The organism is Exiguobacterium sp. s83 (assembly GCF_018617095.1).
GTDB lineage: Bacteria > Bacillota > Bacilli > Exiguobacteriales > Exiguobacteriaceae > Exiguobacterium > Exiguobacterium profundum.
Window position 1 is genome coordinate 721983 of sequence record NZ_JACSJP010000001.1, and the last position, 19601, is coordinate 741583.

Annotated in this window: 23 protein-coding genes; 20 read left to right on the plus strand and 3 right to left on the minus strand. The window is 46.0% G+C overall.

Annotation, left to right across the window (positions count from 1 at the left end; translation table 11 throughout):
• The first annotated feature begins 119 nt into the window (after nucleotides 1–119).
• The 7 genes from KNO73_RS03700 to KNO73_RS03730 all read left to right on the plus strand — a co-directional run bounded on the left by KNO73_RS03700 (nucleotide 120) and on the right by KNO73_RS03730 (nucleotide 7017).
• Nucleotides 120–983, plus strand: coding sequence for a cation diffusion facilitator family transporter (locus KNO73_RS03700; protein ID WP_214734205.1), 864 nt, complete (start codon nucleotides 120–122; stop codon nucleotides 981–983).
• Between the two features lie 87 nt (nucleotides 984–1070).
• Entirely contained in the window at nucleotides 1071–1547 is a 477-nt protein-coding gene (locus KNO73_RS03705; protein WP_214684347.1) for an N-acetyltransferase, read from the plus strand.
• Nucleotides 1548–1594: 47 nt separating this feature from the next.
• A complete protein-coding gene (locus KNO73_RS03710; protein WP_214688785.1) occupies nucleotides 1595–2584 on the plus strand; it encodes a LacI family DNA-binding transcriptional regulator in 990 nt (329 codons plus the stop codon).
• A gap of 108 nt (nucleotides 2585–2692) precedes the next feature.
• Complete coding sequence (locus KNO73_RS03715) at nucleotides 2693–3631, plus strand: carbohydrate kinase family protein (RefSeq protein WP_214684345.1); 939 nt, start codon at nucleotides 2693–2695, stop codon at nucleotides 3629–3631.
• A 2-nt stretch (nucleotides 3632–3633) separates the two neighbouring features.
• Nucleotides 3634–5064: a sucrose-specific PTS transporter subunit IIBC gene (locus tag KNO73_RS03720; protein WP_078146864.1), complete on the plus strand. Its 1431-nt coding sequence runs from the start codon at nucleotides 3634–3636 to the stop codon at nucleotides 5062–5064.
• Nucleotides 5065–5083: 19 nt separating this feature from the next.
• Nucleotides 5084–6502 carry a glycoside hydrolase family 32 protein gene (locus tag KNO73_RS03725; protein ID WP_215112053.1) on the plus strand — a complete coding sequence of 473 codons (1419 nt, stop codon included), beginning with the start codon at nucleotides 5084–5086 and terminating at the stop codon, nucleotides 6500–6502.
• Nucleotides 6503–6603: 101 nt separating this feature from the next.
• Nucleotides 6604–7017, plus strand: coding sequence for a YhfM domain-containing protein (locus KNO73_RS03730; RefSeq protein WP_215112054.1), 414 nt, complete (start codon nucleotides 6604–6606; stop codon nucleotides 7015–7017).
• Nucleotides 7018–7040: 23 nt separating this feature from the next.
• On the opposite strand, the gene KNO73_RS03735 is transcribed toward KNO73_RS03730, so the two are convergent.
• Nucleotides 7041–7886, minus strand: a complete 846-nt coding sequence (locus tag KNO73_RS03735; RefSeq protein ID WP_215112055.1) for an alpha/beta fold hydrolase — start codon at nucleotides 7884–7886, stop codon at nucleotides 7041–7043.
• A gap of 116 nt (nucleotides 7887–8002) precedes the next feature.
• Here KNO73_RS03735 and KNO73_RS03740 point away from each other — a divergent pair, with 116 nt between their 5' ends.
• From KNO73_RS03740 to KNO73_RS03755, 4 genes are all read left to right on the plus strand, one after another.
• On the plus strand, nucleotides 8003–9010 hold the full coding sequence (locus KNO73_RS03740; RefSeq protein ID WP_215112056.1) for a helix-turn-helix transcriptional regulator: 1008 nt from the start codon (nucleotides 8003–8005) through the stop codon (nucleotides 9008–9010).
• A gap of 200 nt (nucleotides 9011–9210) precedes the next feature.
• The gene (locus tag KNO73_RS03745; RefSeq protein ID WP_215112057.1) at nucleotides 9211–10071 is read left to right on the plus strand and encodes a metal-dependent hydrolase; all 861 of its coding nucleotides are present in this window, start codon (nucleotides 9211–9213) and stop codon (nucleotides 10069–10071) included.
• Between the two features lie 8 nt (nucleotides 10072–10079).
• The gene (locus KNO73_RS03750) at nucleotides 10080–10844 is read left to right on the plus strand and encodes a DUF817 domain-containing protein (protein WP_074037060.1); all 765 of its coding nucleotides are present in this window, start codon (nucleotides 10080–10082) and stop codon (nucleotides 10842–10844) included.
• 85 nt (nucleotides 10845–10929) lie between these two features.
• Nucleotides 10930–11355 carry a hypothetical protein gene (locus KNO73_RS03755; protein WP_215112058.1) on the plus strand — a complete coding sequence of 142 codons (426 nt, stop codon included), beginning with the start codon at nucleotides 10930–10932 and terminating at the stop codon, nucleotides 11353–11355.
• Nucleotides 11356–11661: 306 nt separating this feature from the next.
• Here KNO73_RS03755 and KNO73_RS03760 read toward each other — a convergent pair whose 3' ends face one another.
• Nucleotides 11662–11961, minus strand: coding sequence for a hypothetical protein (locus KNO73_RS03760; RefSeq protein ID WP_215112059.1), 300 nt, complete (start codon nucleotides 11959–11961; stop codon nucleotides 11662–11664).
• Nucleotides 11962–12172: 211 nt separating this feature from the next.
• On the opposite strand from KNO73_RS03760, the gene KNO73_RS03765 reads away from it, so the two are divergent.
• The 8 genes from KNO73_RS03765 (at nucleotide 12173) to KNO73_RS03800 (ending at nucleotide 17959) form a co-directional block, all read left to right on the plus strand.
• The gene (locus tag KNO73_RS03765) at nucleotides 12173–13033 is read left to right on the plus strand and encodes an ABC transporter permease subunit (protein WP_215112060.1); all 861 of its coding nucleotides are present in this window, start codon (nucleotides 12173–12175) and stop codon (nucleotides 13031–13033) included.
• Nucleotides 13033–14076: an ABC transporter permease gene (locus KNO73_RS03770; RefSeq protein WP_211781230.1), complete on the plus strand. Its 1044-nt coding sequence runs from the start codon at nucleotides 13033–13035 to the stop codon at nucleotides 14074–14076. The genes KNO73_RS03765 and KNO73_RS03770 overlap by 1 nt, the downstream gene beginning before the upstream one ends.
• 99 nt (nucleotides 14077–14175) lie before the next feature.
• Nucleotides 14176–15102 (plus strand): NAD(P)-dependent alcohol dehydrogenase, encoded by a 927-nt coding sequence (locus KNO73_RS03775; protein ID WP_215112061.1) that lies wholly within the window; start codon nucleotides 14176–14178, stop codon nucleotides 15100–15102.
• Between the two features lie 129 nt (nucleotides 15103–15231).
• Entirely contained in the window at nucleotides 15232–15846 is a 615-nt protein-coding gene (locus KNO73_RS03780) for a hypothetical protein (protein ID WP_251024837.1), read from the plus strand.
• Nucleotides 15847–15940: 94 nt separating this feature from the next.
• Nucleotides 15941–16468, plus strand: a complete 528-nt coding sequence (locus KNO73_RS03785; protein ID WP_285222490.1) for a DUF2199 domain-containing protein — start codon at nucleotides 15941–15943, stop codon at nucleotides 16466–16468.
• 14 nt (nucleotides 16469–16482) lie between these two features.
• On the plus strand, nucleotides 16483–17238 hold the full coding sequence (locus tag KNO73_RS03790; protein WP_215112063.1) for a hypothetical protein: 756 nt from the start codon (nucleotides 16483–16485) through the stop codon (nucleotides 17236–17238).
• 32 nt (nucleotides 17239–17270) lie between these two features.
• Nucleotides 17271–17519: a VOC family protein gene (locus tag KNO73_RS03795; protein ID WP_215112064.1), complete on the plus strand. Its 249-nt coding sequence runs from the start codon at nucleotides 17271–17273 to the stop codon at nucleotides 17517–17519.
• Nucleotides 17498–17959 carry a hypothetical protein gene (locus KNO73_RS03800; protein ID WP_215112065.1) on the plus strand — a complete coding sequence of 154 codons (462 nt, stop codon included), beginning with the start codon at nucleotides 17498–17500 and terminating at the stop codon, nucleotides 17957–17959. Before KNO73_RS03795 ends, KNO73_RS03800 begins: the two co-directional genes overlap by 22 nt.
• A gap of 21 nt (nucleotides 17960–17980) precedes the next feature.
• Here the strand turns inward: KNO73_RS03800 and KNO73_RS03805 are convergent, their stop codons facing one another.
• Nucleotides 17981–18790, minus strand: a complete 810-nt coding sequence (locus KNO73_RS03805; protein ID WP_215112066.1) for a GGDEF domain-containing protein — start codon at nucleotides 18788–18790, stop codon at nucleotides 17981–17983.
• 217 nt (nucleotides 18791–19007) lie between these two features.
• On the opposite strand from KNO73_RS03805, the gene KNO73_RS03810 reads away from it, so the two are divergent.
• On the plus strand, nucleotides 19008–19553 hold the full coding sequence (locus tag KNO73_RS03810; RefSeq protein ID WP_215112067.1) for a Rossmann-fold NAD(P)-binding domain-containing protein: 546 nt from the start codon (nucleotides 19008–19010) through the stop codon (nucleotides 19551–19553).
• Nucleotides 19554–19601: the final 48 nt, after the last annotated feature.

The window sequence follows — 19601 nt, forward strand, 5'->3', positions numbered from 1 at the left end:
TGTTAAACGAAACTACCGGGAATATATTCCATTTATTTTGGCTGTAAGAAACATTGTTTCTCTATCCCCACACGAAGTTCACCTGCTATACTAACTGAGCTAATTAAGGAGGTGGGCGGATGGAAACAACAAATCATCCACCAAAAGCGCTCAAAGGAGCGATTGTGTCGATTACGGCATATTTGATCTTATCTATACTAAAGGTATTCTTCGGATACTTATATGAATCTGAGGCGGTCCTAGCCGATGGATTCAACAATACGACGGATATAATTGCATCAGTCGCGGTCTATATTGGCATTCGGGTGGCTGCATTGCCACGGGATGCCGAGCATAAATATGGTCATGCGAAGATGGAGACGATCTCTGCACTCATCGCTTCATTGATTATGATTGGGGTCGGTATTTTCGTCTTCTTTAACAGTCTGTCGAATTTAATCGGGGGCGAGTATACAGAGCCGAACCCGTTGGCGGCGGTCGTCGCCTTCGTCAGTGCGCTCGTCATGTTCGGGGTGTATCGGTTCAACTTGAACCTCGCGAAGAAGACAAAGTCATTGGCACTTAAGGCGGCAGCGAAAGACAATTTGGCCGATGCGATGATTTCAGTCGGAGCCACGCTTGGTGTGCTATTTGCTTATTTTCAACTGTCTTGGATGGACACGGTCTTAGCAATTGTGATTGCCGGCATGATCATCCGGACAGCGATCCAAATCTTTTTAGATGCCACCCATCAGCTTTCTGACGGGTTCCCTCCGCACCTCGTCGAGTCCTATGAGGAGACGATTGAACAATTTGAGCGGGTGAAAGAAGTTCGGGAAATCAAAGGGCGTCATCTAGGGAATCACGTGATGCTCGACGTGACGATTGCAGTCGATGGCGATTTGACCGTGGACGCGGCCCATGAATTATGTGATGACATCGAACGGAAATTAGATGAACAGCATGCGGTCGATTCGGTGCATATTCATATCGAACCGATTTGACGTTCGGTTATCTTTTGCGCTTCATGAAGGGATTCGTTTATAATAAGCGCAGACAGATATTGAACTACTAGTTAAGGAGGGCACGGGATGAACATCGTGCGTCAACCTATTCGCCAGATTGATGAGATTGAATATGAACATTTTCAGAAGTATGGAGAAAACGCATATGGCGTTTCTGCTGAAGAGTTGAAAGGGATTCTCGAAGAAATGGGGTCCGAGCAACTTTATCACGCAGAAGAGCATAGTTATGGAGAAGACTTCTATTACGACTTGATGGTCGATGACAAACTGGTCGGTAAAGTCTTGTTACTCAAGCTTGCCCGCGTATACCAACTCGACCTGATGGTGTTCGATGCGTACAAAAACAAAGGATATGCGACGGAAGGTTTGCGACTTGCCTTACTGGACTCAAAATTGATGGATGGACAAACAGTCCGGGCTGGCATCCCACCGACGAGCCCACATCAACAAGAGATGCATCATATTCTCATTCAGAACGGGTTCGAAAAGCGGAACGGTTTGTATTACTTAAATTTCAAGAAACGATATGTGGTAAACCATTAAGCTGACGGCGTCTCGCACGTCAGCTTTTTTCATATGGAGGGGTAAGGATGAAGCAAGTCACCATTAAAGACATTGCGGAGCTCGCTGGTGTCGCCAAAAGTACGGTCTCACGCTATCTGAACGGTGGATCGGTCGGAAAGGCAACAAGGGAAAAACTCGACCGGGTCATTCGAGATACGAACTATGAGCCGAATCAGTTCGCTCAAAGTCTCAAGTCGAAACAGACGAAGATGATTGGGGTCATCGTTCCACGGCTTGATTCGTATGCCGCCTCACGGACGATGATGGGGATTGATGAACAGCTCACGGAACGAGGATATCAAATGCTCGTCGTCAATACAGCACAACAGACGGAACGAGAAATCGAACAGCTATATAATTTGGCCAAACAAAAAGTTGCTGGAATCATCTGGCTCGGGACGACGGTCACGGAACGTCATCTTGAGGCGATTGAGGCGATTCAAATCCCGGTCTTGTTGATTGGTCAGCAACATGACAATGTCCATAGTCTCGTCTATCCTGACTATGATGCGGCCTATGCGCTCGGTAAACAGTTCACGGAGTGGGGTCATCGAAACGTGGTCTATGTCGGGGTGTATGAATCGGATATCGCGGTCGGTCAAGCACGCCGTGACGGATTTTTGCGGGCGTTTCAAGAGTCGGAGGCAAATGTCAAAGTCATTCAAACGACGTTTAAGATTGAGGATGCCATTCCAATCGGTGAACAGTTGGCGGATAATGTTGGCTCTGTTTCCTTAATCGTTTGTGCGACCGACAACATTGCCTTAGGCGTCCTGAAAGGATTAGCGAATCAAGGGGTCTCTGTCCCAAGAGATGTCTCTGTCAGTGGATTTGGAGGATATGATTTCACGGAAGTCCTGCATCCATCCATCACGACGGTACACCTTCCTTATCGCCGAACTGGTGCGAAAGCTGCCGACATGATGCTACAGCTGTTGCAAGGTGAACACGTTTCAATGAAAACGTTCACAATTTTTGAACTAAAAGTGCGCGAAAGCGTTGACAAGTTAAATTAAATCGTTTACATTTGTGTTGTGGAACCGGTTCCGCAACATTTTTTTATTCTAAAATGGAACCGGTACCAATTGTATAAAGAACTCATATGATTTATGGAGGTGGACGATATGAACACCGTACATTGTATCGGCGAATTATTGATTGATTGGGTATGCGAGGATGCGTCTAGCGATCTCGTGAACGGGACGACGTTCGTCAAGAAGGCGGGAGGCGCACCTGCGAATGTCGCGGCAGTCGTCAGTAAGCACGGGGGGCAATCTAGTTTCCTCGGACAGGTTGGAGATGACCCGTTTGGTCTCTTCTTGAAACAGACGTTGGTCGAAAACGGCGTCCGAACAGAAAACCTTGTGGAGTCTGGAGACACGACGTTCGCATTCGTATCGATTCAAGAGGACGGAGAGCGGGACTTCACATTCCGTCGCGGAAGTGACGGGGAGTATGCCTTCGAGTCGATCGACTTATCGGTGATCGAGTCAGGGGACATCATTCATTTCGGCTCGGCGACAGCACTACTTGATGGAAAATTGAAAGACGCGTACTTCAAGTTATTGCAATTTGCAAAGCGGGATGGCTTGTTTATCTCGTTCGACCCGAACTATCGAGATGCATTGATCACGGACCTCGAGCAATTTAAACAAGATGCAAGACACTTCATCGCGGAATCGGACTTCATTAAACTGAGCGAAGAAGAAGCATACTTGTTAACCGGAGAAGAACAACTAGAAGACGCTGTTCGTGCACTGCTTGAATTAGGGGCAAAACAGATTGCCATCACACTAGGGTCTCGTGGGACGTTGATTGCGACAAGCACGCATCATGAAATCGTTCCTTCAATCTCAATCGACAGTATCGATTCGACGGGAGCGGGAGATGCGTTCGTCGGAGCTTACTTATATCGGTTGGCAACACTCGGGTTTGACCCGGAGCGCTTACGTTCCGACATTGAATATGCGAACGTAACGGGTGCATTGACATGTACAGCTTATGGCGCCATTCCAGCAATTCCATCACGACAACTTGTGAATGAAACGTTAGGAGGGAAATGAAGATGGATTACAAAAAAGAAGCAGCATCGATCCTAGAGGCGATTGGTGGGAAAGAAAACGTTGCGGCAGCCGCGCACTGTGCGACTCGCCTTCGACTCGTATTGAACGATGAGTCAAAGGTCGATGAGAAAGCACTCGAACAACTTGATGTGGTTAAGGGAACATTCTCTACAGGCGGACAATATCAAATCATCATCGGACAAGGTACGGTCAACAAGGTCTATGCGGAATTTTCACAATTGACTGGCCTTGGAGACATGTCGACGACAGACGTGAAGTCAGCCGGAGCGAAAAAAATGAACCCGCTCCAACAGTTCGTCAAAATGTTATCGGATATCTTCGTTCCAATCATCCCGGCCATCGTCGCCGGCGGTCTCTTGATGGGAATCAACAACTTATTGACGGCACCGGATTTGTTCTTTGATGGACGTTCGTTGATTGACCAGTATCCAGGCATGGCCGACCTCGCAGCGATGATCAATACGTTCGCAAACGCCGCCTTCGTCTTCCTTCCTGTACTCATAGGGTTCTCCGCAGCCAAACGGTTCGGTGGTAACCCGTACCTAGGTGCAGCGCTCGGGATGATCATGGTCCACCCGGACTTGATCAATGCATACGCTCAGGCAAGTGTTGAAGAGATTCCGGTTTGGAACATTTTCGGACTCGAGATTGAGAAGTTAGGATACCAAGGACAAGTCTTACCAGTCCTCGTCTCGACGTATATTTTATCGAAGCTTGAAATTAACATTCGGAAGTTTATGCCGGCGTCACTAGATATCTTGCTTACGCCATTGCTCTCACTCCTCTTCACAGCGTTCATCACGTTCGCTTTCGTCGGACCGATCACTCGTGAAGCAGGGAACTTGATCATTGATGGGTTGGTATGGACGTACGATTCACTCGGGTTCGTCGGTGGCTTGATCATGGGTCTTCTCTACGCTCCAATCGTTATCACGGGGATGCACCATAGCTTCATCGCAATTGAGACACAACTTCTCGCCGATATCGCTGAAACAGGGGGATCGTTCATCTTCCCGATTGCTGCGATGTCAAACGTTGCACAAGGGGCTGCTACCCTTGCCGTCTTCTTCTTGACTGCTGATAAGAAGATGAAAGGTGTCGCCTCAGCATCAGGAATCTCTGCATTACTTGGAATCACAGAGCCTGCCATGTTCGGGGTCAACTTAAAACTTCGTTATCCATTCATCGCAGCCATCGTTGGTTCAGCCGTTGCGTCTGCATTCATCGTTGGAAACGACGTATTGGCAGTAGCGCTCGGTGCTGCCGGATTACCAGGTATTATTTCAATCGCACCGGGTTCGATCATCTCGTATATCATTGGTATGGCGATCGCATTCGCCGTGACATTCGGATTGACATTCATCCTTGCGAAACGACAAGCAAAAAAAGAAGCGGTCAAACAAGCCGCGTAACGAAAAAGGAAGTGACACTATGAATTGGACGAAGGCCGAACGTTATCGTTCACTCCGTGACGTGAGCGCCCTCGAAATGGAGGTGCTCCGTGCAAAGACGGCCGCATCCCCGTGGCGGTTTGGGTACCACATCCAGCCGCCGACGGGCCTCCTCAATGACCCGAACGGCTTCGCATATTACGATGGAGAGTACCATCTATTCTATCAATGGTTCCCGCTCGGACCAGTTCACGGTCTCAAACATTGGTATCATGTCAGTTCGAAAAATCTCGTCCATTGGACCGACCGCGGGGTGGCGTTAGTCCCTGAAACGAAGGAGGATTCCCACGGTGCCTATTCTGGAAGTGGGTTCGTCGTAAACGACACCCTTCACGTCATGTATACCGGGAATCATCGTACGGACGATTGGACGCGTCACGCCTCGCAAATTATCGGTGTCTTACGTGACGGGATGATCGAGCGGCGCAACGTGGCCATTCCGGATATTCCGGCCGGTTACACGGAACATTTCCGCGATCCGAAAGTATGGGAAGAAGATGGATCATATTATGCGATTGTCGGTGCACAGCGAACGGATGAGACAGGATGTGTCGTCTTATATCGTTCGACCGACTTGAATGATTGGACGTTTTTAGGTGAAGTGAAGACGGAGCTCGAGCAGTTCGGTTACATGTGGGAATGTCCTGACGTGTTTGAACTGAATGGAAGGCATGTCCTCATTTTTTCTCCGCAAGGGATTGAGCCTGAAGGTCATCGCTATCACAACATCTATCAATCTGGATACGTCACAGGCACTCTTGATTTAGAGACGCTCGTCTTCACGCACGAGTCGTTTGAAGAGCTCGACTTCGGTTTCGACTTTTACGCCCCGCAATCGACGGAGCATGACGGTCGTCGCATTCTAGTCGGCTGGATGGGCCTACCGGAGATTGAATATCCGACAGACCGGTACGGCTGGGCACATGCGTTGACGCTTCCTCGAGAACTCTCGCTTGAAGATGGCGTATTGAAACAACGCCCAGTCCTAGAAATGAAACAACTCCGACAAGACCAGTTTGTCAACGAATCCGGGACACGGCTTGACGTGATCTCACCCGAACGTTTTGAATTGGAACTGTCGACAGCTGGAGAAGACTTCAAACTTGAACTGTTGAAGACAGAAGATGAGTCGCTCGTGATTCGGTACGAGAAAGATACAAACGAATTGACCATCGATCGGACAAACGCGGGTGAACCGTTCGCGACGGAGTTTGGGACGACCCGGACAAAAGTGATTGAGGTCACGTCCCTTCAGCTGTATGTCGACTCGTCGAGTGTCGAATGTTTCGTCAACGACGGTGACGCCGTGGCAACCCTTCGCGTCTTCCCGAGTGAGGGTGAGAAACGGGTCCGCTACGTCGGAGACGAGGCAAGTTTAGTCGGTTGGAAATATGTATGAATGTAAAAGCTGAGCGTTTGCTCGGCTTTTTAATTTTTCCAAATGTTGAAACCGTTTCGATTGGATCTACGTATAGATGAAGAGAAGAGAGAGGTGAGAGAATGAATCAAATGATGAAGTGGGTTGATGCGATTCGAACGATTACCGCACCATTTGGAGATCCGATTGGAGAAATTGAGAATGAAGAAGTTGAACGCGTGATGGTGGCGGAGTCAACGGTGCGCGGAATAATGAATCCAGAAGTGAAGTTAGAGTTTCATGAATTGAGCCAGGTGCGGGTGTTCGCGGAAATGCTACGAAGTTCAGAAGAAATCGAAGATATCGAAATTGATGTGGCACCCGATTTTGATCTCTTGCTGCAATTTAAAGGTGGAAAGCAAGAACGCTATCAGCTGTGGCTCGGTCAACCGAACCGTCCGAGTGTCATCACGCATCTTGAGCGAACGGATGTTGTCTGGCGACTACCGGAACATACGACGAATCAATTGATTGATGCCCTCGGGTTAGATACGTAAAAAAGCACCTCTTTTTGAGATGCTTACGAGTTGAATCGGATAAACCGTTCGATTTGTCGCTCTGATTTTCTCGCTTGTCGTCCGACCCAAATGAGGTGTCCTGGGCTGTTCAGGATTGTTAACTGAGCATGCGGGATCAATCGCTTCGCGTAATGCGCATGACGAACGGGGACGGCCTTGTCATTTTTTGAATGGACGATGTAGGTCGGGCAGGTGACACCGAGTAAGACCTCACTTGAGACACGTTGTTTTAAATCGAACTGTGCGCCAAGTCCAAACGCCATCTGATTCGCGACACGTTTTAGGAGGAAGATGTCATAGGGTGATACCTCTTCTCGAATCGTCTCGAGTGCCAACACACTCGTCGATTGAATCATACGGGCCGTCGCTTCGAATGGATGTTTTTGAATGGCACGAGCGATGAACTGTTTCATGATGTATTGAAGGGCGATGAATGCCGGCTGGACGATATTTCGACTGATCGTGTCCCGATACGGGAAATCGACGACACTCGTTACGGCGGCAGCGAGTGTCAAGCTGAGTACACGCTGATTCTGTGAAGCGAGCTCGATGGCGGTCGGTCCTCCGGCAGAGATGCCATAGACATGATATCGATCAATATCTAGCATTTGCATCAAGTGATGGAGTTGTGTCGCAAACGCTTGAGGCGATGCTGAAAAAGTGTAGGGAGTTTCTCCATATCCAGGCCGAGATGGGACAATGACCCGGAAACCGGACAAAACGAGTTGGTCCACATGGTATGGTTCTAGACTCGAGGATTGGGTCCCATGAATCAGTACGATGACGGGACCGTGACCACGGTCTATATATTCGATTTTTGAGCCGTTGACGTGTGCATAATATTTCACTAGAGATGGCGCCTCCTTAAACAGTTTGTAATGGAAAATACCTTTATTTCGTGGAAATAAAATGATAATGTCTGTTTATACATAATTTAGATAGAGAAACGAAAGGGGATAGAACCGTGAATAATCGAGAGCGGTTACTTGAAGTTCGACGTTTCTTCGAACGTTACACGGACGAAGCGAATCCAAAGACACTAGAAGATTTGCTCGAGTACTTGTCAACGATAGGAGATACTTCTAAGTTAGCAAAAAAATCGGTGAAAGACGATATCCAGGCACTGAATAATTCGGGGTTTGAAGTGCAGGATGAATTGGAGAAGAATGGTCTCGCCAAAAAGTATTGGCATTCGGCCCGCTTATTTGAGATTCATGAACTCCGGATGATGGTCGATGCGATTGTCGCAGCGAAATTTATCTCGGAAGACGTGACCGAGGAAATTGTAGAGAAACTTCAAATGCTGACGAGTATCCCTGAAGCGAAGACGCTACAATCGATCATCAAGACGCCGAAGAAAAAACATGGACACATTCCTTACCATATCGATCGTATCCAACGGGCCATTCATGAACGGAAAGCCATCTCGTTCCAATATACAGACGTCGTCGGATTCGATGTGACGAAACGAACGTTCCCGCTCCGCCGTGACGGAGAGCGATACGTCGTTAATCCGATCGATTTGCATTGGAATCACGAGCAGTACTACTTGATCGGGATCGACGAATCAATCGGAGAGGTGCGGAACTACCGGGTTGACCGCATCGTCAACTCGGAGATCGTGGAAGATGGCACCATTCGTCCGAAGCATCATTTACCTGATGATTACTATCAAAAATCATTCAATATGTATAACGGATCTGATGAACAAATCGTTTTGTCCGTCGACGAACGCGTTCTCCCGGTCATCTTTGACAAGTTAGGGGAAGACGTTTCTGTTTCTGAACATGGAGAACGCTTCCTCATCCGTTTCGATGCGGCCGTTTCTGACGGATTTATTTACTGGTTGCTCTCTTTAGGGTCACAGGTAGAAGTGGTTGAACCGTTCACGCTTCGTAATCATATGAAAGCAACGATTGAGAAGATGGCAATTACTTATGAATATACAAGCATTCATTCATCCATCGAGTAAGCAGATGTGCTATACTGCTTGCGACACTAGATGAAGGGGGACAGGCGGATGTTGAATTGGATGCCATTGATCATTCCGATTGTCGCTGTCATTTTCGTAACGATCGTCGCAAGGCGCGCCATGAAAATGGATAAAGAGAATTAATAAGAAGAGACATCGTCCAGGACTGGGAGGTGTCTCTTTCGCTATGGAGGTAGAACGTGGATACGATTACACATACGTTATTCGGTTTGACGCTATACGGTGCAGCCGATAAACGGGATTTACAACAACATGAAAAACGAGCCTTGTTCGTCACGACACTCGTCGGGAGCCAAATCCCGGACAGTGATGTAATTTCACGGCTATGGGACACGGAAGGCATGTATCAGATGTGGCATCGCGGCATCACCCACTCGATTTTTCTCGTCCCACTCTTTGCCTTGCTCATCTACATACTCGTTCGCCTCCTCTTTCGCGTGACGGACATTCGCTATTTTTGGTGGGCACTGTTGTCTGTCTTCATACACAACACATCTGACTTGTTCAATGCATGGGGAACGGGCTACTTCGAACCGATCTCGGACGTGAGGATCACATTTGGTGTGATTCCGATTGTCGATTTTGTCTATTGGGGAATCTTCTTGGTCGCCTGGCTCGTCACACGTAAACAAGAAGTCCGGTATAAGACGTATCGGTATGCATGGGCTGCCCTCGTTCTTTATGTCGCGCTTCAAAGTGCGCAGGGCGCCTATTTATATCAGTCTTATTCAAAGGAATATGACGAAGTGGCGCTCTCGGCTTCATTTATCCCGACTCAGTTCACGGTCATTACGAAGACTGATGAGGACGTATCGCTCTTTCAAGATTCGATATATCAAGAAGCGACCTTGCAATACGAATTGACGAGTGCCGAAAAGGCGAGTCTTGAACCATTGTTTGAAGTGAATCAAGAGGCACGCACATTGACCAAATGGTCGCCGTTCGTCGTCATCGTGGCAAACGAAGAACGGCTCGGCGTCTTTGACCCGCGGTTTTATGATGGCGAATCCTCATTTTTATATGAATACATCGAAAGGTAGGACAACGGATGGGACGTATACGTTATCTCTTTATCTTCGCTTACGAACAGGCACTTAGTTGTATCTTTCCGGTCGCCATCTTCGGAGCGCTTGCCGTCACAAAGTTTGTAGAGTTACCACTCCCACGATATGACGTTTTACTCATCTGGTGTTTGTTCGTTCAAGTCGTCCTTGTGAAGACGGGGCTCGAGACGATGGAAGAAGTGAAGGTCATCAGCTGGTTCCATGTCATCGGTCTTGGACTTGAATTATTCAAGGTGCAGATGGGGTCATGGAGTTATCCGGATGAGGCGTTCACAAAAGTGTGGGGTGTCCCGCTCTATGCCGGATTTATGTATGCGAGCGTTGGTAGTTACGTCGTCCAGGCATGGCGTCGTCTCGATTTACGATTTACGAAGATGCCGCACCCAATCATCGCCTTCGGACTTGGCATCGCCATTTACTTCAACTTTTTTTGGCACCATGTTTGGTTAGACCTACGGTGGCTGTTGATTGCATTCATCTTTTTGGCGTTCGGTCGCTCGGTTGTCTCGTATAAACTCGACGATCGACGATTTGAGATGCCGGTCGTCCTGTCATTCTTCTTGATTGCCTGCTTTATCTGGCTCGCTGAAAATATTGTCACGTTCTACAACGGCTGGGCGTATCCGGACCAATTGAACGGTTGGGCCATCGTTGATTTAGGAAAACTGTCGTCCTGGTTCCTACTCGTCATCATCAGTATCCTCCTTGTCGCTTGGCAAAAGCGAAAATTGGAGTATGAATTACCTTAAACTCGACATGTGTCGAGTTTTTTTGTGAGCGGACACGAATCCTTTTTTGAAGAAAGTCGTAATGTAAAACGAGGTGATTCGGTTGTTGGAAATTGTACTCACTTGGTTCATTGGATTATTGTGTTTAGGATCTCTTGTCATCTACTGGAGAGAGTGGTGGAAGACACGCAATCGTGTGAAATTAGGAAAAGTCTTTCTCGCTGTTTTCGCATCAGTTGCTATACTTGGAATGGCCGGGATGGAGACGTACGACCGTATGACGACGAATTACATCGTCGAGACAGGAGAATGTTACGTCGTGAATGATCAGTCCTCGAAGGGTTCATCGAACGTGACGTTATGGTTCGGCGAGCGGGCATACGGCTTCAAGGAAATTCCGGATGTTGCGTATGGTCCGGGACAACTATTTTCATGTCGTGCGACGATGACGAAGCAGATGCAATCAGGAATCGATTATGAGTTGCGCTCACTTGACGGTGAGCTATTATACTCAACTCGTTCAGATGATTGATTGCGTGAAACTCAAAAACAAAACGTGTTCAAAGCTAATTTTATAGCTTTGAACACGTTTTACTATGATTGACTTCTGTACGTATGCCATAAAAACAACATCATGACGATAAAACCCAGACCTCCGACTAAATTGGTTATGAACAAGATATAATGAGACGATAAGAAACGGAGTATGGCCTGCCATATCAAAGACAGTGAAATTACGACAAAAATGAAAACACCAAATGGATTAGCGAGAATCGCAATAAGTTTATGATTCATTGTCATGCACCAAATGACCGGAATTTCTTGAACGTCCTACCAATCATTTCGATTCCTTCATCCTGTTTCGTTTTCTCTCTAAAAAGATTGGAAGGATATTCATAAAGATTGCCGCAATCGTCAAGAACCACAGTGCACGCGACATACCAGGTACGACATCCGTTATGGCACCCCAGTCCTTAGCTTCTACCCACATGTTTAGCAAGCTATATTCTGCGCATAACGTCAGCGCTGTCAAGGATAAGGCGATTGCCATTGTCAGTTTATAATCCTTCTCCATCATAAAGACAGTCAAATTAATAAGCGTTGCCCCAATCGCCGCCAATCCAAAAATAATCCACATGCTTCAACCTCCTAAATATTTCTACAAATTCATTATAGCATACATCATTATCCATAATGATTTCTGAAAATTGTTTCTATTCACATAATAAATGTGCTAGAATCAGTGGAAAGTGTCTTTGGATATTATTCCCTTTAGAAAATGAACAATCAACCGGACATCCTTTTACACTTTTCATTGAGATATGTCATCCAAAGGAGATCGAATTATTATGGCTTATATTGCAAGAAAATCTGCACATCTTGTCATCGCATGTTTTGTCTTGATCGCAATTAGTGCGTTACCGACGCTTGTCGTTCAGACCGATTTTAGTTTGACGAGTTATTGGAGCGGTATCGAGCAACAGCTGAACCAACTTCAAAAGCTTGACGAGATTACATACTACAATATCACCGCTCAAACAGACTTACCTCTTTTGCCGGAACTTGGACCCCTCGTCAAAGAGTCGGTCATCATTTTTACGACGGCGCTCGCCGTGTCGACTGCGCTTGGTCTCTTCTATGCATATTTCTATTACAGGAACGGTAGAAGGGTTCGCACCGTCCTGCACCAAACGAGTCAGACACTCGAGATGGTACCAGATTTATTCTGGTTAATTTTTTCTCAATTTCTTGCGATTACAATCCATAAGTCGACGGGGTTCGATCGAATCGAAGTGGCCGGCGGGTTCGCAGAGTATATTCGGTTTCTCCCGATTGTCACCTTGACACTGACGACGTTGTTCTTCTTCATCAAATGGCTGACCATCCATATCCATGAACAAGAAGCCATTCCGTATCTCGAACTCGCACAAGCGAAAGGGATTCGACCGAGTGGACTGTTTTGGAAACACTTATTACCGAATATCATTTATCGGTTTTACCTCTTTTTCCGTTCGAACATCATTACCATCTTATCGACACTTTTGATTGTCGAATATCTATTTAACGTTCAAGGGTTATTCCGATTCGCCGTCTACAACCCGCAAATGGAGATCTTACTGGTCATCTTATTCGTCATCTATATCCCGATTTTTCTATTGGATTTACTGATTGAATGGATTATTCCGAATGCATGGAAAGGAGGGATTTGATGCGTCGAGTATTAATGCGTGACCCAATTTTTCTCTTCTGCTTTGTCATCGTAGCGGGTCTATTGTTGATGAGTTTTGGAAATACCGTGTTTCGTGATGGGAACGTTGATCAAACCCTCATGCTCTACTCTGATGAAGGGAGACTCATCGGAATCCCACCATTAGAACCGTCAAAATATCAATGGCTCGGGACGGACAATGCGGGATATGATTTATTCCAAATGCTCGTGGAAGGATTTAAGTGGACCGTTGGCATCTGTGCGCTCGTCGCATTCGGACGGATGGTCATCGGATTATTGATTGGCATTCCCCTTGCTTTCAGGGGAACTCGCTTAAATCAATTCTTTAAAACGCTATTGGACGGCTTTTTGATACTGCCGATTTCATTAATTGCATTGATGATGTTAGTAGGAACACTGACATTCTATGATTCGACACAGGTGCCTCCATTATGGGATCGAGTAAAGATTGAACTAATCGTCTTAGTCGTTCTCGGATTACCGGCCGTCACGTTATACCTCATCACAGAGATTCGCCAATTGCTTCAACAAGAGTTCATGATTGTGGCTCAGACGCTTGGTGGCAGTGTCTGGCATCGTGTGAGATTGCACCTTTTCCCGCATCTCGTCCCAACCCTCGTGATCGTCTTCATGCAACAGTTTGTTCAGACGCTCATGTTGCTCATTCATCTCTCACTGTTTGGGATTTTCTTCGGAGGAACGGTCATGTTACATGAAGGGATTATGCCGACCGTCTATGAGTGGTCTTCGATGTTCGGGTATTATTTCAGACAGTTCACTGCGATGACATGGATGACGAATCACTTGTTTCTCGTCCCGGCCATGTCACTTGCTGCGCTCATCTTTATTTTCAACTTGTTGACGAGCCGTCTCGAGCGAGCATTTAAACTCAGACGTCAAGAACCGGTGGTGACCGAGGCAAGTCTAGCACAATCGGAAGCCGCAGCTGCTTCCCTTTCGAATCCGTTCACCCTTGTTGATTCGACTGTGTCATTAAGGAAGGAACCGGATGATATCGTATGATATGATCCGGTTTTTCTATGTCGAATGGACTGAACGGTCTTGTTTGAGGGAACGTGTATAACAGATTGAGGTGACAATTCATGAATGGAGTGAATCGATATGAAAGCTGCGATTTGTACCACGTATGGGCCACCGGAAGTACTCGTCATTCAAGAAGTGCATCAACCGAAGCCGAAAAGCAATGAGATCCTGATTCAAGTCCATGCATCGGCCGTCCACTCGGGTGACCGACGCCTCCGCGCACTAGACGTTCCAGCATTAGGAAAACTACCGATGCGATTAGTTGTTGGTTTTAAGGCACCACGTCAACCGATTCTCGGTGTCGTGTTGGCAGGTACCGTCGTAGAAACAGGCAACAGTGTGAAAAACTTTCAGGTCGGAGAAAACGTCTATGCCCTTACTGGGATGCGTTTTGGTGGTTATGCGGAGTTTGCATGCGTGAACGAATCGAAATGTGTGTTTCAGATGCCGGCCCATGCCAGCTTTATCGAGGCAGCGGCGCTACCATTTGGTGGGACGACTGCACTACATTTTTTACGGAAGGCACGTATCGAGCGAGCGACGAACGTTCTCATTTATGGTGGAGCGGGTGCTGTCGGTTCGACAGCCGTACAGATAGCGAAGCACTACGGCGTTCATGTGACTGCGGTCTGCCATGAACGGAATATCGAGCTCGTGAAGCGGCTCGGGGCAGATGTAGTCGTGGACTATTCGAGAGAAGGATATGACCGTGATTTGGGTACGTATGATGCCGTCTTTGACGCTTCGGGGAAAATTGATAAACGACTAGCCAAAACGCACGTGGCAGAGAACGGGGCGTTCAGTTCCGTCGCGGGACAGGGACCGGCGAGCGAACGAAAAGAGGATTTGATGTTCTTAAACGAACTGTTTGAAGCAGGAGAGCTACAACCCGTCATTGATTCAGTTTATTCGCTAGATGAGATTGTCGAGGCACACCGATACGTCGATCAAGGGACAAAGGTTGGGAATGTAGTGGTGAAAATCAATGAAGAATCAATCAGATGATAGATGGTAATATAGAGAGAAGTATCAAATTTTTTCGTGAGGTGTGGTCGAGAACCTCACTTACATACCAACTAGACGAATCATGAGAGCGGGCAAGTAGAGATGAATATATTGATCGGACAACCGAAGATGGAAAAAGATCTTATGCAACTGAAGGGAGAGATTGAGTCGAACCCTACGGTGGACTTGATTCTCTATCCAGAGGGATATTGTACATATAGAGAATTGGATGAGCTGAGTGATTTAGCAATCCAATTCGACACAACGATTGTTTTAGGGTATCGAGATGACACGAATAGAGACCGGGTCCTCATTGTAAATAAGAATGGCGAGACGTTGTTAACGCGACGGAAAACGCCTGAAAATGAGGGCTTGTACATGCCATCAAGTGCCACAGATGGAGCAGAAGAATACGGATATTTACTGTGCAGGGAGATTTTTATGGGGGTTGAAGGATTGAAGGGTCATGAACATCTGACGATCATATTCACTCCAATCGGGGTCGGGATGTTTAGTGAGGAACAATTCACGGAGTGGTCGGAAGAAGCGAGAAAGATTGCGATGGAACGAAAAGCGATGATTATCGGAACGAGTCACGCGGATGGATCGTATCGAAATTGTGGAATCTCGATTCCGATCGCATATTGCTTTGATGAAAATGGAGAAGAAGTGTTTTTATCGAAAAATGATACGCGGACGCGAGTGTTAGAGACTGATTCAAGGGTTACTTCATTCGTCTTGTAAACCGTGATTTTCTACAAAAAAAATAAATACGTGTAGAATGAATTATTTTATTTCACATACCATTAATTAAACTTAAATCAGAAAGCCAGTACTTATGAGATACCTTTTCAAACGAAAACACAAGAGTGATTGCAACTGCTCGATATGTGGCACGAGTATAGAACATAGAGTCGGTTTTGGATCGATCATGCCATCAGTGTTAGACGGCCTATCGAAACGGGAGATGAAGAAGCGCGTCATTTTGACAGATGATATTTGCGTCCTCGATGAAGCTCATTTCTTTATCAACGGATGCCTCGAACTCCCGATCATTGGAGAAGACAATCCTTTCATCTGGAGTGTCTGGGTATCACTCAGTCCGGATAACTTTTTCAAAGTCATCGATTTATGGGATGAACCAGCTCGTGTAGACCTCGGCCCGATGTTCGGCTGGTTATCGACGGATCTTCCCATCTATCCAGATACCATCAATCTAAAGACAAACGTACATATGCGTGGAGTCGGACTACGTCCATTGATTGAACTCGAACCAACAAATCATCCTCTTGCAATGGAGCAGCGGAATGGTATCACAAGGTCGCGGGTCGATGATCTATTCCGACTCGTTGAACGTAGCGGATAAAGGAGGAAATCTGGGTGAGTCAATTAAAGTCATCTTTGATTTTCGATTTGTACTCAGGAAATCAAGCGCTCACTTCGGTTCAGCAGAAGATGTTGGAGCGAATCGAGTCACTTGTTCACGACAAACGATTCAAAGAACTTGAACAATTCATGCGCGACACTCCGGACATCGAGCAGCTGTTAATTGACTATGTGCTGCTCGATCCGACCGAATCATATCGCTGGGATTTGCTTATTGGTTACGAACGGTTGGATCGGATTGAAGATTATGATCGAGTGAATGCATTTTGCCGAACCGCCTTTTCATACCATCCAGATAAACCCTTCTATTTTGCCTTGGCATTATATGATTTGGGATGGAATGATTTTGAGATAGACGAGGAAATCATTGAAGTTGCGAATCGATTGATTGAAGTAGCAACACCTGAAGTTTCTGCATTGATTTGTCTAAGCGTTTCAAAGGTGCTACGACATAAAGAGCGCGAGTATCTTCAAATGGCAATTGAGCGATGTCCGTGGGCAGTACATCCATATTTTTCTCTAGGTGAGCATTACAGCCGGTATAATTCGAGATTGGCTAAAACCTATACGGAGAAGGGTGTGGCTCAATTGACTGTGAATTTTGATGATTCAGGCAAGAGTCACGTAGCGTTAAAGACTGGTTTCAATCCGATTACGTGGAAAGAAGATTGTTGCACTGATTTACTAGGGATGAATATGAATTGGTCAGAATACCAAAAATACAAACGAGCCATCAAGTCACATAGGTAAGCAAGAACATGAGGGATACGAGGAGGGATTTTATGAGAATTACAGAAGCCACACTCTACACGAACCGACTTGACGAAATGAAACGTTTCTATACGGAACGACTTGGATTATCAGTCAGTGAAGAAGACCTGACCAGTTTTCGAATCAATCTAGGTGAAGATGCGTTGGTATTTCAAGAGGCTAAAACGGAGCAAGAGCGACAATACCATACGCTATCAATATTCCGGCTAATCGATTCAAAGAAGCAAAAGAATGGATCATGTCACGTGTCCCGCTTTTGACCGAAGACGGGGAGGACGAAATCTATTTTGAGGGGATCGATGCATCATCGCATTATTTTTACGACGCGGATGAGAACATCGTCGAGTTGATTGCTCGACATTCGATTAATCCGGAAAGTAACATCGAATCTTTTTCGTCAAATGAGTTTCTTGGAATCGGCGAGATGAGTTTGACGGTAGAAGACCCGTCTCTCGTCGCACAGGAGCTTGAAACAATTGGAGTAAGACGGAGGGATGGAAACTCAATTGACCCTCGTCATTTGAACTTCATAGGTCCTCCAAATCACAATACTTACATTCTCCTCGTACCTCGAGGGCGTGTTTGGCTCTTCTCACCAAAACTGTCGATTCCGAGCCCGATTCAGATGGTACTTGATCAACAATATATCGTCGAAATGGATGAGAAACACGAATTTCATATTCACTCCATCAAAAAATGAGTTCACGAATGAACTCATTTTTTAGTCTTTAGATTCTATATACCGATGAATTTCTTCTAATCGAATGGATGCGTTCTCTAAGTTCACTTCAAACGATTTGTCTGAGCATTCAACTGTGAGCGAATCTCCGCTCTGACGTGAATACTCTAGGAGTAGTGGTCTGATTCGTTCATGTACAATTTGTGCATTTTCGATTGACGTTTGAGGGAAAATCATAGCGAATGTGTCTTGCGCAACTCGATATTTCTTGTCTGTTCGTCGAGTCGCTTCGTGAAGTTCATCACTAAAGTAGTTCAAGAACCATTCATACTCGGATGAACCATACCGTTTTTCAAAATCATCAAGAATCGGTAATGTGATGAATGACACCACATACGTTTCCCCGTGGCGAATCAACCGATTCCGTTCAGCCTCTACATCCATCAAAAACCGATCTCGGTTATCAAAACCAGTCTCTGGGTCGACCGCAATTAACTGACTGACCCTCGCTTCCGCAACCTTTAGTGCAAACTGGGCATGAAACAGCTTGACTTGGAGCCAGTAAGACAACCCCGTCAAAATCGCTAATAGTAATAAAATATATAGTTGCGCAGTAGCGGCAGTCTCATACACAGGCATCGTGATTAAAAAGTAAGCAGCGAATCCTAACAGAATGAGTACACCAGACCCGCGATGAATGAGCAACGTTGAAAGATAAAGAATCGGAATACAGATCATCCACCAAACAGGTAGATGATTCATGATCAGCACAGAGGAAAATAGAATACTACATGCCAACGATACAACGATGAGTGCGATCAGTTGTAGTGAAATCGTTGTCCAGAGTCTCATAGGTATCCTCCTCTTAAAAGAAATAAATTGAAATCGTTACACTATTATCCATTTTCCGAAATAGTGATTGTTCAAACCGATTCGAACACTTGATTCATTATAAGTGATTCACTCGAGTATGAAAGGCTTATTTTTGAAAAGACGTGAATGTTTCCGAACACTTCTATAGGAAAAGAAGAATGAATGATTGGTGTATAATGGAAAATGAGGTGGTGGCATGAATCGAAAACATATATTGATTGTCGGAGGGACAGGGATGTTGGCCGAACTCACATCTTATTTAGCGATTGAACAGGATGTCACGATCATTGGACGAGATAAAGAAAAAATGGCAAACATTGTACAACGAAATCCTGAAACGTGTCATCCACTGATTGTTGACTATCTCGAAGAGGAAGCACTTTCTAACGCACTACAGCGAGGAGTGAAACAAAGAGGTCCGTTTGATCGAGTCATCGCCTGGGTGCATCGAGGCTCAGGGAGAGCGATGCAACTCATTTTGGATCATTCGGAAAATTCAGAGGTGATACATATTTTAGGTAGCCGGGCGAATCCGGAATATGAGAAGAATTGTCTATGTTTCAATGCACAACAAACATATCGACAAGTCCAATTAGGGGAAATGCATGAGATGGCATCTGTCCGTTGGTTGACACACGATGAGATTGTGGAAGGGGTTCTCGATGCTATGCAGAACCAAGACGACTATCGATTGATTGGTACACGAAAGGATGACGTAAATGTTCACACGAGAAATGATTAGCGAATGGATGGGGATGTACCACGAATTTTATTTTCAGATTAGGATGAA